The sequence below is a fragment of the Paenibacillus gyeongsangnamensis genome (assembly GCF_027533625.1).
GTDB lineage: Bacteria > Bacillota > Bacilli > Paenibacillales > NBRC-103111 > Paenibacillus_G > Paenibacillus_G gyeongsangnamensis.
The window spans coordinates 38,847-53,778 of sequence record NZ_JAQAGZ010000016.1 but is presented as its reverse complement, the minus strand read 5'-3'; the positions used below and the strand labels follow the sequence as shown (position 1 = coordinate 53,778).

Genomic DNA, 14,932 nt, shown 5'->3' with positions numbered 1-14,932 from the left:
TACATTAAATATTTTTATCATTAATTATTTAGCGACCAAGTTTCCTCTTCGCTTCCAGTTCAATCGCCATGCGGCATTTGATACATAAGATGAGCCCATTCCAGGGGGATAAAAAGCCGCAAGCATACGCCTGCGGCTTTTCTCCTGGACTATGATTTACGCCCTTGCTCTCAGCTTCCTTTTAATCCGAGTGGCCATAATCTCGAGCAGGATGGCGAAGAAGAGGATGAAGTAGGTAATGATTCCAACCTCTCTCACGTCATAATAAAATGAGCTGGCCATAAACATATCAAACCCGATGCCGCCTGCGCCGGCTGCCGCTCCCATCGCCACCGCCACGGCGAAATTGATTTCGAAGCGCATGAATGTCCACGAAATAAGATAAGTACTCGACGACGGGATGACCGCCTGAAATACGATCTGCCACCAATTGGCGCCGCTCGCTTTCAATGCTTCAATAACGCCCTCATCCAGCTCTTCGAACGACTCCGAGTACGCCTTCACCAAGTAACTGACGGAGTGGAACGTCATGCCGATGACGGCCGCCACGCTGCCGAGACCCGCCGCCACCGCAAAGATCAGTACCCATAGTACCGTTGGAACGGCTCGAATAAAAGCGACTCCGCTTTTTATGATGACCGAAACCGTGTTCGAGGATAAATTCCGGGCCGCAAGCAGTCCGAGCAACAGAGCGATGATAGCCCCGAACAACGTTGTCAGGAACGCCAGTCCAAGCGTGATCAGCACCTGCATTAACGCTTCGCCGAACGTGAAATGCTTGAAGTGCGGCTCCAGAAACATCGTTTTTACGGTAACGGCCGTGGAATAAATCGCTCCTGCGAAATTAATATTCTTGTAATCGAAGGTAGCGAAGCCGTAGATGGTCAGCAGCACAAGCACCGCCAATGTGAGCCCGATGACGATCGACGCCTTGTTTAAGGGCTTCGCCGAGATCGGTTTATCGGGAAGCGTGACCTGGTCTCCGGTTCTGTCATAAGCGGCTTTGACGGATTCTTGGAGTTCCATGTTACAAAATCACCCTCCTCACAGAGTTGGAAGCCGTTTCAATCAGTAGGATCGCAGCTACAATGACGATGACAACCAAGGAAGCGGCGCTGTAATTCAAGCTCTTGTAATACAAGTTGAACAAGAAGCCGATGCCCGTACCTGTCAATATTCCGATCAATGTCGCTTGGCGGATGTTCGTTTCCACCATGAACAAGATCCAGCTGAGCAGCTGTGGAATGCTGGATGGAATTACCGATTGAAAAATGATGGCGAAATAGCTCGCGCCCGTTGCCCTCAGCGCCTCCACGGAGGAGGAACTGACTTCGTCAATCGTTTCCATAAATGCTCGAGTCAGAAACCCGAACGAACCGAAGAAAAGGGCAAAATACCCCGTCAGCACATTTTGGCCGAAGGAAAACAGCAGAATCATCGACCATGCGGCGACATCGATGTTGCGGAACAAGGTCGCGACCGAGCGGCTGACCGCGCTGATCGGTCCGCCCACACCTGTCGTCTGGGAGCCCAGGATTGCGAACAGCAGTGCGAATACGGCGGAGACCGTCGTTGCCGCAATGGAAACCAATAAGGTCTCGATCAGCGAGTTCGCAATGGCGGGCAACCTCTTCATCGCTTTTTCGTTCGGATAGAAATTGCTGATCGCCCATTCCGCCGCTTTCGGTATCGAGGTAAAGCCCTTGACTACGTTATATTCCGTTATCGTAATGGCGGTCAAGGTTAACACGACCAGCAAGACACAGAAGACGAGCGTATTCATTCTTTTCCTTGCAAAAAAATTAGATGGCATGCTGGCCTCCCGCTTCGATCATCAGCTCTTCCAGCTCAGAGCCGTAGATGCTGCGGAGCTGCTCCGGATTGATGCCGGACGGAGGACCGTCATACACGATGGAGCCCTTGTTCACACCGATGATGCGGTCCGAATATTTCAGAGCCACATCCACCTGGTGTAAATTGACGACGACGGTGATGCCCATCGACTTCGAGATGCCGCGCAGATGATCCATAATAATCTTGGAGGCGTTCGGATCCAGTGATGCAATCGGCTCGTCGCACAGCAGCATTTTAGGATTCTGTACCAGAGCTCGGGCAATGCCGACCCGCTGCTTTTGACCGCCGCTAAGCTGGTCGCAGCGCTTATAAATCTGCTCTTCCAGGCCGAGAGTTTTCAAGATGGCGTAAGCCTGCCTCTTCTCTGCCTCGGAGTAGAGGCCGAGCGCTCCAGCCAAGGTGGACTTGTAGCCGAGCCGGCCGTGGAGCACGTTCTCGATGACGCTCAGCCGGTTAACCAGGTTATAATGCTGAAAGATCATGCCGATCCGGGTACGAAGTGTTTTCAGTTCGCGTTTCTTAAAATCCATGACGTTGGCGCCATCAAAAATGATCTCTCCGCTGCTTGCGTCAATCATGCGGTTAATGCAGCGAAGAAGAGTCGATTTCCCCGCACCGGAAGGTCCGATGATCGAGACGAACTCTCCTTCGTTCACAGCGAAGTTAACATTTGATAACGCTTTTGTATCCGCACCGTATTGTTTCGATACCTGCTTGAATTCCAATAACGTTGTCACGGTTAACTCCCTTAATTTGTTTTTGTCCTGCGTCTGCTTGGTTATTTGGAAAGCTCTCGGATCGGATTGAACCAAGCGTCTTCTACTGTCACGAATTGCTCTTTGCCTGTATTTTGCTTGAACAAGCCGGTAGCCTTGGAACCCTTCGGAAGGAAAATTTTCTCATTGTTTTTTACATCAGCGGAAGTGAATGCATCTTTAAGCTTCTTGATATCTTCCGCACCCAGCGTTCCCGTATTGACGGCAAAAGGTCCGTTCAGAACCGGCGTTACGGAAATAAGCGAAAATTCTTTGCCGATCAGCGTATTGAACGGCTCGGCTGCGCCTTGTTTCACCTTGTAAACCGCCCCCGGCTTGTTGGCCGTACCGGAAGACAGCTCCACATAGTTGCTGACACAAGTATCGCAGAAGGCCGCTACATCGGCTTTGCCGGTCAACAGGTTGACTGCGGAGCCTTGATGCGAGCCTCCGAACAGCACTTCACTGAAGAATTTGTCCTTGCCGCCTTGAAGCAGGTCCTCGGCCGTCAGGCTCTTGTATTTGTCTTTTTTGCTGAAGTAGCTGACAATCCCGGTAGAAGGCACTTTAAATCCGGAGGTGGAGCTATTGGAGACGAAGGAAAATTTTTTGCCGACAATGTTGTCGATAGCGAAGCCATTGCCGCTTTTATAGGCGTCTTCCTCCCCTTTTCTTACATTCAGCCAACTGTAGTAGATGGCGTCGTCCAGAGTGCCTGATTCGCCGCTGTTGACGACAAGCGGTTGAACCTTCTTGTTTTTGGTATTCGCTTCAATATAACCTTGAGCTCCCATAAACGCTAGGTCGCCGTTTCCGTTGGCAATGGCCTCAATGGCAATGATATAATCCGTAGTCGTCTTGTGTTCGACTTTCTTGCCCGTTGCTTTCTCAACCACTTTGCCAATCTCATCACGCGCATCCTTCAAATCGGCGGCGGATTCGTTAGGATACCAAACCATCGTGATGGTATCCTTCGTTTTTGCTTTAGCGGGTGCGGCAGTGTTTTGGACATCGCCTGTTTTCGAACCGCAGCCTGCCGTGACAAGCGTAAGGATCAAGGAAATCAGAACCAAGGACTTCTTCATACTTTAACTCCTCCATATTTTCGAATATATTGATTTCCACAACCTTTAATGTACACGCTCTATATCAACGGAATGTCAGGATAATATGAAGTTGTTGTAATGTTTTCTTGTGGTTCTTTCATAAATATCCTGCCTCCCCTTATTTGATACTCCCGGCTGCACAGATTCTGCATAAACTCGAGGTCGTGAAAAATACCGAGCATGGTTGTGCCCTCACTCATCAGCTGCTCGATCAACACCTTTACTTTTTCCTTAGACGCTTGATCCAAGCTTGCCGTCGGCTCATCCAGAAGCAGCAGTCTCGGGCGCTTGACCATGGCTCTGGCAATGTTCAACCGAAGCTTCTCGCCGCCCGAGAAGGTTGCGGGGTAGCTGTCCCATAAGCTGCGGTCGAGCTCAAAATGCTCCAGCATCTTCACCGTTTCCTCTTCGGCAAAAGCCGCACCATGCCCCATCTCCAGTGTGGCATGCCGGACGAGCTCCTTGGCCGTCGTGCGCGGCATGACGTTCAAGAATTGGGACACATAGCCGATCTCATATTTGCGGAGCTCGATGATTGTCCGCTCGGGAGCGGCAGCCAAATCGATACGGCCGAACCGCTTCGACTCGTACCAGATGCTGCCGGACTCTGGCAGGTACGTGCGGTAGATACATTTGAGTACTGTGGACTTGCCGCTTCCGCTCTTCCCGGTAATCCCGACGAACTCGCCTTCTTTCAGATGCAGATTCACGTCCTCCACCGCTTTAATGTGCTTGTTCAAATTGTGCAAAGTGAACGATTTGGACAAATGTTCTATCGACAGCAGGTTCTCCATCCCATCACCCCCGTTAGATCCTGTAGTTCGTCTTCTGTATGAGCTTGCCGTCGACCATCACGGCCGTAATGACCGGGAATTGATCGGGCTCGAGCCGTTCAATGATCAGGAGATCCGCCTTCTTCCCTTCCCTGATGGAGCCGATCTCTGAGTCGATGTTCACGGCCCTGGCAGGGTGCAGAGTGACGAGCTTGAACATCTCCGCCAAGTCTTCCCTGCGCGGCCCGGCCAACTGGAATACGGCATGGAGCATGGAGGCCGGATAATAGTCGCTGCACAGAATATCGATGCAGCCGTCCTTCACGGCTTCCTCAGCGGACAAATTCCCGCTGTGCGAGCCTCCCAAGATGACGTTGGGCGCTCCGGCGACCGTGAACATTCCTTTCTCCTTCGCCTTCCGTGCGATCTCGAGTGTGATGGGAAATTCGCTGATGGCGGTTCCGAAGCTTTGCACCAGGTCCACCTTCTCCAGCGAATCGTCGTCGTGGGAAGCGATGGCGATGTTTCTGGCTTTGGCCATCTCCGCGATCTCGCGGATCGCCTCCACGGTCAATTTCTGCTTCGTCTGGTGCTCGGATATAATGAGATCGATGTTCTCGTCCGTAATATCGTTGTAGCCCCGGATCGTTTTCTTGTATACTTCAAGGTCCCGGTATTGCCCTTGTCCGGGAGTATGATCCATGAAGGAAACGAGATGAACCTTCTCTTCGGCGATGTAACTCTTTAAGTTATCAACCTCATCGAGATTGTCGATCTCGAACCTCGCATGAAACCGGTGACGGACCAAATGCTTGCTGGAGTGCGTCTCATCAATCAGGTCGATCAGCTTGCGCACATTTTCCGGCTCGCGGATCGGACGGTATTTATAGTCGATGGATTTGAATATAGACAAGGAATGATACATCGTCGTTATGCCGTGAGCGATCAGCTCCTTCTCCGTTTCGCGCAAACTCAGGCGAAAGTCGATTAAGGATGTGGGCCGTGGAGCCGTCATATGCTCGATATAATCCGAGTGAATATCGATCATGCCCGGGGTGATGAATCCCCCTCCCGCATCAATGACTTCGGTGCCCGCATCCGGCACATGCTCGCCTTTGCATACAATCTTGGCGATTCGATCATTTTGAATCAGAAGGTCAAAGCCTTCCAAAATCGTCTCTTCGGTAATGATGTTGCCGTTCGTGATTAAATACACCGGACGACCTCCTATTGTGAATTTCTAAAGCAGGGAATGAACGAGCTGCTGGGTATAAGCATGATGGGGGTCTTCAAGAATTTGATCCGTGAGCCCCTGCTCTACCACCCGGCCGTCCAGCATGACCATAGTGCGGTTCGCCAGCATCCGGATGACGCCGAGGTCGTGCGATACTAGCAGAATGCTGATACTGAGCTCCCTTTGCAGATGCTTGATCAAATCCAGCACGTTCGCCTGAACGGACAAGTCGAGCCCGGTCGTTACTTCATCCAGCAAAAGGATCGGCGGATGATTGGACAGCGCCTTGGCGATCTGCACTCTCTGCTGCATGCCGCCGGAGAAGTTCTTCGGAGCTTCCTTCATCCGGTAGACGGGAATATGGACCCGCTCCAGCAGCTCGCTTCCGCGGGCTTCCATCGCCGCTACGTTCCGGTTGCCGGCGGCAATCATTTTCTCCGCGATGTTGCCGATCGAGGAGAAATTCATCCTGAGACCCAAGACCGGATTCTGATATACCTTGCCCATCAGGTGGTTGCGGATGTATCTTTTTTGCTGGGACGATTCCCGGAACAGGTTGCTTCGTCCTTCTTTATAGGGCCCCAGGTACGCCTCTCCGCTCGTCACTTCCTGATCGAAGTATAGGCACCTCATCAGCGTCGATTTGCCGCTTCCGCTTTCGCCTACGATTCCCAGCACTTCGCCGGGATGCAGGTCGAACGTAATGTTCTGGCACGAATAAACGGTGCCGCAGGCCGGGCAGTAATTTTTATCCAACCGGCGGTCTGCCGGATTGCTGCATTGATCGCAGCCGCTGCCGAATTGTTTGTTCAGATTGTTTACCGTCAAGATCGGGGCTTCCATTGTACCCATCGTTACGTCACCTCTTTAGGAAGACTGCTGATTCATGCGGGTCAGGCAGTAGCTCGTATCGTTGCATTGGTAGTAAACGGCGGCCGTTGCCGGATCGAACAGCTCATCCATAAACACATCCCGGGCCCCGCATTGTCTGCAGCTCTGATTCGGGAAAGTCTCCGGTTCAAAGGGAACATCCTCGAACGCCATGGATACGACCTTCGTATAGGGCGGAACGGCGTAAATCTTCTTCTCCCGGCCTGCGCCTAGCAGAATCAACGCTTCCGAGAAATTCATCTTCGGATTGTCGAACTTCGGAATCGGGCTCGGGGCCATGACGTAGCGGTCATGAACCATGACGGGATGATCGGCTCCGGTCGATACGCTGCGGTATTTCATGATCTGCTCGAACAGCATCAGCCACGCCCCGCTGTAGTCTTTTTCCCCATGCAGCCGCTTCGTTTCCAGCTCGCTGGATTCGTACATGCGCAGCGGCTCCGGCATCGGAACTTGCAAAACCAGGATTTGCCCTTGCTTCAGCGGAATTTCCGGAATGCGGTGCCGGGATTGAATGAGGGTAGCCCGGTCCGTCTCGTCCACGGCTTCAACTCCGGTCGTCTTGTGAATGAGCTTCTTGATGCTGACCGCATTGACCGATTCATCGGACCCTTGGTCGATGATTTTGAGCACGTCCGTCTTCCCGATCAGGGAGAGGGTCAGCTGCAGTCCCCCGGTTCCCCAGCCGCGTCCGATCGGCATCTCCCTTGAAGCGAACGGAACCTGATATCCGGGGATCGCAATCGCCTTCAGCGTGGCCCGGCGGATCTCTCTTTTGGACCCTTCATCAAAAAAAGCGAAGTTGTATTGGATCTGCATACGATTTACACCTCCCCACTTTCCTCGGTTTGGACTTGCCTTGTCTTGCGCACATCGCTCAGCTTCGATTGGAAGGTAACGTAGTGCGGCATTTTCAAGTGAGAAATGAACCCCGTAGCTTCCACCGAATCGATATGGTATAGGACGAATTCCTCGTTCTGTGTCGGAACCGACTTGTCGCCCTGTTCCAGGCTTTTGTCCAGGATGCTCATGGCGATCGCCTTTGTTTCATTCTGCCCATAGCACAGTCCGTAGCCGAACTCAAGATTCAGCTCTTTCCTTCCGTTCTCCCTCTCTACGGTCGCGGGGACCAGCATTTCCACTTCCGTAACCCGGATTTCCCCGATATAGAAAGCATCATCCTCATCGCCCGCAGGCTGCAGAGGGGAGCTTACATAAACGGGAAGCCATCCGACGCGCAGCTCTCCTACGGTCGGGTGGACCATGCCGTAGCCGCGAATTACGGCATAGGCCAGAGCGGTAACGGCTCCCGTCTGTCCCCGGGTCAAGATTTGGAGCTTCTCACTCCGGCTCGCGGGAAAGGTCAAGCTCGTTCGCGTCACATCGTCCGGCTCGGCAGGATCGAGGGGACAGCCTGCGATCAGCCCTTCCTGCCGAAGATAGTCCAAAACTTTCGGAAACCGTGCTTCCTCAGTCTTAACAGATGCGGGCGATCCATCCGATTCCGAGTTTACGCCTTGGAGAGCTTGGAGAGTAAGCCCCTCTCGTTCGAAGGCCTGCAGCCATTCTCTTGCGGTTTCTTCCGTTTCATCGATCAGGTCGAAATCGAGCAGACGGTGGGAGTAATCCGTAGACGCACCCAGGATTTGCCCGCCGGGGATATCCTTAAACGATGCGGAAATCCGCCGTTCCACCCGCATCTCCTCGGAATGTACCGTACGCGAGTAGTGCTTCCGGGGGAGCGTGGACCGGTAGGCCCGCAGTAGAAAGACGGCTTCCTCCGGATTGCCTTCCGCCTGCTTGATAGCCAGTGCCGCGAGCTGCTCGCTATACAAGCTGCTTTCGGACATGACCTGGTCGACGAGCCCTCTAAGCCCGGCCTCGATTTCCAGGGCGTCCAATACCTTGCCGTATTTTAATCTTTCGAATTGAATCCGTTTCAGCGATTCTTCAATGGCGCGTGTACCGCCCTTGACTGCAACGTATCCCATCTACCTGACCTCCTCTTGTGCAACCTGAGTCGTTCTCGGCAGCGCGAGGAGGCGGTGATCGGCATCCACAAAGATCAGATCCAGCCCCATCGGGTATTCGGCATTTTTCTCCGCCCGCACCCGGACCCAATCCTCTTGCGACACGACCTCTGCGCCTGCTGTCGTCCGGATGCCCGGACCGGTTAAAAGCAGCTTCGAACCTCCGGTTAAGCCATTCGTTTCGATAATCAAGATGGCGGAGTGGTGCGGGTCCATCAGATCTCCGATTTTGGCCGCTTCGAGCGCGCGAGTCAGATCGCCCGGAGCCGCATCATTCAGAACAAAGATGAAATCCGCCTCGCCCGCTTCCGCCTCACGGGCATAGGTCAACCGGCTGAACCCGTGAGTGACGCGGGCTTCCCGTTCGGAGAATACTTTGAAGGTGACCTCGGTATCCAATAGCATTTGCGCCAAGACCAGGGTCGCCGGCAGGCAGAGGCTGTCTTCGTCCGGCTCCAGCTTTTCTGCTTCTACAGAGAGATCGGAGATCATGCCTGGTCTTGACAGGGAGTCGAGCAATTTGCGATAAGCACTTTGTATGTCGTGAACCAGATCCAGCTTCATCGGTTCCGCTCCTTTCAATCCGTGTCCATCGTTTCAAAATCGACCTTGGTCCGCAGTACCTGGGCATGGATCGCGGCACGCTCCGCCGCAATCCGCTCGTGTTCCGTTTGGAGGATGCCGGCCCATTCCTCCGTTTCTTTCAACCGGGCTTCATAAGTCGCATCGATGACAGCCAGATGATAGGCCCGTTCCGGTTCATCGCCCTTGATGATTCCGACACCCATAGCTCCCTCAATCTGCACCTTGCATTCGGTCACGAGCACTTCGCCCAGGTAAAACAAGCTTTGCTGAGCGGTTTCCCTCACCTTGACCATGACCAGCCCGTGATTGGGCTCTTCGATCACATGGACTTCGTAACGGTTCTTGATGTCCCCGGCCAAGGCGGCCGCGATTTCTGGGGATCCGTTAATGAGGATTTCCGTTCTTTGTTTACGTTTCATAGCTGGCCTCCCTAGATCACATAAGTAAAAAAGTCGGCGCGATACAAGATTTTGCTGTATTCCAGCGTTAAGTCCGATTCGGCGTCCATACAATCGGTTTCCAGAACCAATAGCGGAATGAGGGCGGAGCAAGAGAGCAGCTCCCGCTCATATTTGGAGGGATAAGTCACACTGAGCAAGGTTTGACTCGACTTGAAATGGCGGTAGTCCCGGCTCATATAATATTGGAAGATCGAAGTGATTTCTCTTCCGGTACTGCCGATATCGGGAAACCTCGATTCCGCTACGTAAGAAATATGCAGAGCGATCGGCTGTTTATCGATGATCCGCAGCCGGCCCACTTTAAACACCCGCTCCCCCTCTTGTGCGCCCAGCGACTCATAAATTTTATGGTTGTACTCGATCGGATCACAGAAAATATTCCGGGATTCGTAGTCATATCCCAGATCGATCATTTTTTGGCTGAAGCTTTCATTGGCGGACAGCATCAATGGAATGCGCTGCTGCCTGTCCCGCACAAAGCTGCCTTTGCCCTGCTTGGAGTAAATATAGCCCAGCTCCTGAAGCCGTTCGTAAGCTTTGCGGGCCGTCATCCGGGGGACCTTGAACCGTTCCGCCAGCTCATTCTCCGACGGCAATTTATCGTCCGGTTCGTATTTGCCGGATTGGATGGATGCGATCAGATGATCCATGATATCCAGCTCTTCAGGCATGACTGTCACCTCCTGCACCGAATTCAACCGTATTTTTTAATAAAGCCGTAAATATCGTTCAGTTCGTGGAACCGCTCCTGCAGTGTCTCGCGGGGCCAGTCCCACCAGGCTATCTCCAGCAGCCGGTCCGCGATCTCCCGGGAGAACCGGGTCTTGATCGGTTTCGCAGTGACTCCGACCACGACGGTGTAGGGCTCAACGTCTTTCGTAACGATGGAGCCGGAGCCGACAACCGCACCGGTTCCGATATGGACGCCTTTCATGATAATCGCTCCGTGCCCGATCCAGACATCGTGTCCGATCGAAACGCGGCTGCCCCTTCGCCAATTGAAAATTTCCTCGTCGTCCGACTCGGCAAACCCGTAAGCGGCCCGGCGGTAAGTCATATGGTGCTGCGAAACACGGTTCATCGGATGATCGACCGGATTGATGCAGACGTGAGAGGCGATGGAAGTAAACTTACCTACCTCGGCGTAGTTGATCGTCACATCGTCCATCGTATAAGTATAGTCCCCGACTCGGGATTCGATCAGCTTGTTATTGGCACCGATCGAGGTCCATTCTCCGGCATAACTGTCCATAATGTGGCTGCTTGGGTGAATGCTGGGCTCGGGAGATAACGGCGCCTCAAGTTGGGTTTGCTCGATAGGCTTCATGGCTTCAGCTCCTTTTGCGCGCTTGAATGGCCTGAACGGCGGCCAGTCCTGGGCTCTTACTGCCCAGCTTCACGTCGACCTCTCCATAGAAGCCGTGAAAATCCGATCCTCCGGTCATCACCAAATCGAATTGGAGCGCGAGCTCCTGCGCCCGAACCTCATCGTCCGGCCCGTGCAGCGGATGCCAAACTTCAATCCCTTGCAGTCCACATGCAGCAAGCTCCGGTACGGCTTCAAAATTCCTGTATTGGCCGGGATGCGCTAATACCGGAACGCCGCCCGCCTGCAGAATCGCTTGAATCGCGTCGGTTGCCTTGACATATTCCGTCGGGATGTACGCCACCCCGGGACGTTCGCCGTTCTGCCCGCGGGAAAACAGCTTTTTATACAGATCGCCGTAAATGGTTGCGGTGTAGCCCTTGTCGATCAGCACATGCATGATGTGCTGTTTGTAGACGCCTGTGCCGCCTTCGGCGTATTTCAATACATCCTCCCAGCGGATGTCATAGCCCGCATCAATCAGCCGGTTAACGGCCACGCGGCAGCCCTCATGCCGCTGCTCCAATAGCGGTGCGCACACTGCTTCAATTGCGGAGCTGCCGGGCTCAATATAATAGCCGAGAATGTGAACTCTCCGGTTCCGACTATAATCATAGGCCGAGATTTCAATGCCGGGGATCACTTCTATTCCCTTGCTACGCCCCTCGGATACCATCTCCTCAAGCTCGCGAGTCGTATCGTGATTGGTGACGGCCAGATGGCTGACACCTTCCTGTATGGCCATATCCACGATTTCGTCAAACGTAAAAGAACCGTCGGACAGCTTCGTATGACAATGCAATTCCGCTTTCATCGGAATCCCCTCCTCTTCGTAACCTCGGACCTAGTCTAACTTGATGCCAAGTTGCAAGGGTTAACCCAGTGTAAAATGGATGTTAAGATAATGTAAGGATGCAAAAAAATCCCTTACGGTAAACAGCTGCTCACTGTCTGCCGTAAGGGGATTTATCTAAAGTCGTTTGCTTATGGCCGTAGTCCTCCTGAAAAATGAAGCTCGACGAAGAAAACGGTTCTTATACATGCCGCCTTTTGAATATAAGGTATAAGATAAAGTATCCCCACTTAGGAGGACAATTTCCTCATGTTCATTTATACCGTTAAATACGGCGATTCTTTATTTCGCATCTCGTCAAAATATCAGGTATCCATGGAGTCTATCCGGAACGTAAACGGGTTAACCGATTCGACGATCGTACCGGGGGAAGCTTTAATTGTGCCTGCTTCATACTACATTGTTCAACCGGGCGATTCTTTGTACGCGATCTCACAGATCAGCTTCATACCAATTCCATCCTTGCGAAGCGCGAACCGGCTTCAGAGTGACGTATTAACCGTCGGAATGAGGCTTGTTCTGCCTTCCCGCATCAAATATCCGTCAGAAGGTTTGAGTTATCTGCTTCCTGCAACACCGGAACAGACGGAAGAAACGGCCCGTAATTTTTCAACCTATAACACTTATTATGGAATATTCGAATACCACATAACCGAGGGAGGAAACTTAAGCACATTAGACAACGATGAATCGGCAATACGCGCATCCCGAAAATACCATGTTGCTCCTCTGGCAACAATTACAAACTTGACTCCGGCCGGGTTCAGTCCTGAATTAACTAGACAAGTACTAAATTCCCCGACTTTACGGAATGAGCTCATTAACAATATATACACATTGGTGAAGGACAAAAATTTTGCTGGAGTGAATATTGATTTTGAACGCGTATCCGAAGATGAACGAGATCTGTACACCGGCTTTTTAAAACAATTAAGTGAACGATTGAAACCGGAGGACTATTACATTTCGGTTGCCCTTCCGGTAAAAAGAACCGAGAATGAATATCGCGGATACGATTACGGAGGAATCGGCTCGGTCGTCGATTTTGTTTTCATCATGGCATACGATTTTCACGAAGCGCACTCCGATCCCGGTCCAGTCGCTCCTATCGATGAAATCCGAAAGACACTTGATTATGCCATTCAAAAAATGAGCTCGCATAAAATTATAGTTGGCGTACCAAGATATGGGTATGACTGGACCATAGCTAACGGTTCCGTAATTAGCGGTAAAGCCGTCTCGGTAGCGACGGCTACCGAAACGGCTTCGAAGTACGAGGTACCCATTCTTTATTCCATTCAATACCAGCAGCCTTATTTCTCCTATTGGGATCTGGACGGTCGCAGACACATCGTTTGGTTCGAAGACGCCCGCGCGCGTGCGGCTAAATTTCAATTATTTATAGATTATAAGCTAAGGGGTGTCGGCGCCTGGCAGCTCGGACTGAATTTCCCGCAATCCGTCTTTTTGGTATCCCATTTTTTTACCGTGAAGAAAGTCCTTTGATGTAACCGCTAAAACCCAGAAAAAGAAGCAAAAAAAGCTTGGCGTGTGAGCCAAGCTTTTTGGACTGAAACCAAACCCGTAAGGGAAAAGGCTTATTTTTTCCCTGGTTTATTATTAACATTTTGTTATGGCAATATATCGATGACGCATCTTCGTATCGATTGCTATTTTAACCGCATCGGCAAGGATTGAGAGAACCCGGCATCGAATAATAACAGAAGACTGGACAGGTTGAAAGATTAACAATGTTAAATAACGGAGGACGCTTGTATCATGCTTATCTCATTAATTGCCGCTATGGATCTTAACCGAGTCATTGGTAAAAATAACGATCTTCCGTGGAGATTGCCGAGAGATTGGCAGTATGTGAGGAAAACGACAATGGGCCATCCTATTATTTTAGGAAGAAAAAATTTCGAATCGATTGGCAGGGCATTACCCGGAAGACGAAATATTATTTTAACAAGAGATACGGCTTATTGTGCCGAGCATTGCGAAATTGTTCATTCGGCTGAGCAGGCAATACTGTCCTGCCGGCAGGAAGAAGAGATTTTTATATTCGGCGGCGAACAAATTTACAAACTATTCTTACCTTATGCCGATAAAATGTACATTACCAAAATTGAATATGAATTCGATGGAGACACTTATTTTCCGGAAATCAATGATGATGAACGGACGGACGGAGGTTTCTGTTCAAAAAGGGATTACCGATAATGAAAACCCGTATACTTACCATTTTCATATATATGAACGGAATAAGTAATTATTATGGTGATCCCCCCTTCGCTTGACCGAATCCTGGAAACGGATTAGAATAAAAATTCCGTGACTCTAGATCAACGAAGGGAGAAATCGCCGCAATATGATAGGCGCAGTGCTGAACGGATTTATTCTTGCATTAGGCTTGATATTGCCTCTCGGCGTACAAAACTTGTTTGTTTTCAATCAAGGGGCTGCCCAGTCCCGTTACTACAAAGCGCTGCCGGTTGTTGTAACGGCGGCCGTCTGTGATACGCTGTTGATTGTTTTAGCGGTCTATGGACTTTCCGCCATCACATTAGGCATCGGTTGGGTAAAGTTGCTGCTTTCGACCGCAGGTATTTTGTTCTTGATTTATATGGGCTGGGTTACCTGGAACAGCGCTGGGCAAAGATCCGGCAACACAGCCCCGCAGATGACTTCGAGACAGCAAATTTCGTTTGCCGTTTCCGTTTCGTTATTTAAATCCTCACGCGATCCTGGATACGATCGGTGTCGTCGGCACGAGCTCTCTAAGGTACGCCGGATGGGATAAGGCCGCTTTTGCCATAGCATGCATCAGCGTATCGTGGCTATGGTTTGCAGAGCTGGCCTGGGCCTGAAGAGCCATCGGCCGAATGGACGCGTCGGGACGTATGATTTCACTGCTCAATCGGGTGTCCGCCATCCTGATGTGGGGAACCGCCTTTTATCTTGCCTTCACTTTGATGAAGAACGGATAGATCTATGCGGAAGTCCGGATTCCAGCGCTCATAG

15 protein-coding genes and 2 pseudogenes are annotated in these 14,932 nt (G+C 51.5%); 3 read left to right on the top strand and 14 right to left on the bottom strand.

What is annotated here, in order from left to right; genetic code table 11:
- Positions 1-156: 156 nt before the first annotated feature.
- The 14 genes from O9H85_RS22860 to O9H85_RS22795 are packed head-to-tail and all read right to left on the bottom strand — an operon-like array spanning position 157 to position 11,869.
- Positions 157-1,026 carry a PhnE/PtxC family ABC transporter permease gene (locus O9H85_RS22860; protein ID WP_269883738.1) on the bottom strand — a complete coding sequence of 290 codons (870 nt, stop codon included), beginning with the start codon at positions 1,024-1,026 and terminating at the stop codon, positions 157-159.
- Between the two features lies 1 nt (position 1,027).
- Positions 1,028-1,813 carry a PhnE/PtxC family ABC transporter permease gene (locus O9H85_RS22855; RefSeq protein ID WP_269883737.1) on the bottom strand — a complete coding sequence of 262 codons (786 nt, stop codon included), beginning with the start codon at positions 1,811-1,813 and terminating at the stop codon, positions 1,028-1,030.
- Positions 1,803-2,591, bottom strand: a complete 789-nt coding sequence (phnC, locus tag O9H85_RS22850) for a phosphonate ABC transporter ATP-binding protein (RefSeq protein ID WP_269883736.1) — start codon at positions 2,589-2,591, stop codon at positions 1,803-1,805. Before phnC ends, O9H85_RS22855 begins: the two co-directional genes overlap by 11 nt.
- A gap of 41 nt (positions 2,592-2,632) precedes the next feature.
- The gene (locus O9H85_RS22845; protein WP_269883735.1) at positions 2,633-3,694 is read right to left on the bottom strand and encodes a PhnD/SsuA/transferrin family substrate-binding protein; all 1,062 of its coding nucleotides are present in this window, start codon (positions 3,692-3,694) and stop codon (positions 2,633-2,635) included.
- A 59-nt stretch (positions 3,695-3,753) separates the two neighbouring features.
- Positions 3,754-4,509, bottom strand: a complete 756-nt coding sequence (locus tag O9H85_RS22840) for a phosphonate C-P lyase system protein PhnL (RefSeq protein WP_269883734.1) — start codon at positions 4,507-4,509, stop codon at positions 3,754-3,756.
- Positions 4,510-4,522: 13 nt separating this feature from the next.
- Complete coding sequence (phnM, locus tag O9H85_RS22835; protein ID WP_269883733.1) at positions 4,523-5,704, bottom strand: phosphonate metabolism protein PhnM; 1,182 nt, start codon at positions 5,702-5,704, stop codon at positions 4,523-4,525.
- Positions 5,705-5,728: 24 nt separating this feature from the next.
- On the bottom strand, positions 5,729-6,574 hold the full coding sequence (locus O9H85_RS22830) for an ATP-binding cassette domain-containing protein (protein WP_269883732.1): 846 nt from the start codon (positions 6,572-6,574) through the stop codon (positions 5,729-5,731).
- A 15-nt stretch (positions 6,575-6,589) separates the two neighbouring features.
- The gene (locus tag O9H85_RS22825; RefSeq protein ID WP_269883731.1) at positions 6,590-7,432 is read right to left on the bottom strand and encodes an alpha-D-ribose 1-methylphosphonate 5-phosphate C-P-lyase PhnJ; all 843 of its coding nucleotides are present in this window, start codon (positions 7,430-7,432) and stop codon (positions 6,590-6,592) included.
- A gap of 5 nt (positions 7,433-7,437) precedes the next feature.
- On the bottom strand, positions 7,438-8,604 hold the full coding sequence (locus O9H85_RS22820) for a carbon-phosphorus lyase complex subunit PhnI (RefSeq protein ID WP_269883730.1): 1,167 nt from the start codon (positions 8,602-8,604) through the stop codon (positions 7,438-7,440).
- The gene (phnH, locus tag O9H85_RS22815) at positions 8,605-9,207 is read right to left on the bottom strand and encodes a phosphonate C-P lyase system protein PhnH (protein WP_269883729.1); all 603 of its coding nucleotides are present in this window, start codon (positions 9,205-9,207) and stop codon (positions 8,605-8,607) included.
- 14 nt (positions 9,208-9,221) lie between these two features.
- A complete protein-coding gene (gene phnG, locus O9H85_RS22810; RefSeq protein WP_269883728.1) occupies positions 9,222-9,647 on the bottom strand; it encodes a phosphonate C-P lyase system protein PhnG in 426 nt (141 codons plus the stop codon).
- Between the two features lie 11 nt (positions 9,648-9,658).
- On the bottom strand, positions 9,659-10,360 hold the full coding sequence (locus tag O9H85_RS22805; RefSeq protein ID WP_269883727.1) for a GntR family transcriptional regulator: 702 nt from the start codon (positions 10,358-10,360) through the stop codon (positions 9,659-9,661).
- Positions 10,361-10,383: 23 nt separating this feature from the next.
- Positions 10,384-11,016 (bottom strand): DapH/DapD/GlmU-related protein, encoded by a 633-nt coding sequence (locus tag O9H85_RS22800; protein WP_269883726.1) that lies wholly within the window; start codon positions 11,014-11,016, stop codon positions 10,384-10,386.
- A 4-nt stretch (positions 11,017-11,020) separates the two neighbouring features.
- Positions 11,021-11,869 (bottom strand): PHP domain-containing protein, encoded by an 849-nt coding sequence (locus O9H85_RS22795; RefSeq protein ID WP_269883725.1) that lies wholly within the window; start codon positions 11,867-11,869, stop codon positions 11,021-11,023.
- A gap of 288 nt (positions 11,870-12,157) precedes the next feature.
- Here O9H85_RS22795 and O9H85_RS22790 point away from each other — a divergent pair, with 288 nt between their 5' ends.
- From O9H85_RS22790 to O9H85_RS22780, 3 genes and pseudogenes are all read left to right on the top strand, one after another.
- Positions 12,158-13,414, top strand: a complete 1,257-nt coding sequence (locus O9H85_RS22790; protein WP_269883724.1) for a glycosyl hydrolase family 18 protein — start codon at positions 12,158-12,160, stop codon at positions 13,412-13,414.
- Between the two features lie 273 nt (positions 13,415-13,687).
- A pseudogene (locus O9H85_RS22785) lies at positions 13,688-14,180 on the top strand (dihydrofolate reductase).
- A gap of 99 nt (positions 14,181-14,279) precedes the next feature.
- Positions 14,280-14,898, top strand: a pseudogene (locus O9H85_RS22780) (LysE/ArgO family amino acid transporter).
- Positions 14,899-14,932 lie beyond the last annotated feature (34 nt).

Bases quoted from the DNA above. Each gene is read 5' to 3' on its own strand.
- phnH (WP_269883729.1), bottom strand. From the start codon at position 9,207: ATGAAGCTGGATCTGGTTCACGACATACAAAGTGCTTATCGCAAATTG.
- O9H85_RS22840 (WP_269883734.1), bottom strand. From the start codon at position 4,509: ATGGAGAACCTGCTGTCGATAGAACATTTGTCCAAATCGTTCACTTTG.
- phnG (WP_269883728.1), bottom strand. From the start codon at position 9,647: ATGAAACGTAAACAAAGAACGGAAATCCTCATTAACGGATCCCCAGAA.
- O9H85_RS22855 (WP_269883737.1), bottom strand. From the start codon at position 1,813: ATGCCATCTAATTTTTTTGCAAGGAAAAGAATGAATACGCTCGTCTTC.
- O9H85_RS22860 (WP_269883738.1), bottom strand. From the start codon at position 1,026: ATGGAACTCCAAGAATCCGTCAAAGCCGCTTATGACAGAACCGGAGAC.
- O9H85_RS22820 (WP_269883730.1), bottom strand. From the start codon at position 8,604: ATGGGATACGTTGCAGTCAAGGGCGGTACACGCGCCATTGAAGAATCG.
- O9H85_RS22830 (WP_269883732.1), bottom strand. From the start codon at position 6,574: ATGGGTACAATGGAAGCCCCGATCTTGACGGTAAACAATCTGAACAAA.
- O9H85_RS22805 (WP_269883727.1), bottom strand. From the start codon at position 10,360: ATGCCTGAAGAGCTGGATATCATGGATCATCTGATCGCATCCATCCAA.
- O9H85_RS22825 (WP_269883731.1), bottom strand. From the start codon at position 7,432: ATGCAGATCCAATACAACTTCGCTTTTTTTGATGAAGGGTCCAAAAGA.
- O9H85_RS22800 (WP_269883726.1), bottom strand. From the start codon at position 11,016: ATGAAGCCTATCGAGCAAACCCAACTTGAGGCGCCGTTATCTCCCGAG.
- O9H85_RS22790 (WP_269883724.1), top strand. From the start codon at position 12,158: ATGTTCATTTATACCGTTAAATACGGCGATTCTTTATTTCGCATCTCG.
- O9H85_RS22795 (WP_269883725.1), bottom strand. From the start codon at position 11,869: ATGAAAGCGGAATTGCATTGTCATACGAAGCTGTCCGACGGTTCTTTT.
- O9H85_RS22845 (WP_269883735.1), bottom strand. From the start codon at position 3,694: ATGAAGAAGTCCTTGGTTCTGATTTCCTTGATCCTTACGCTTGTCACG.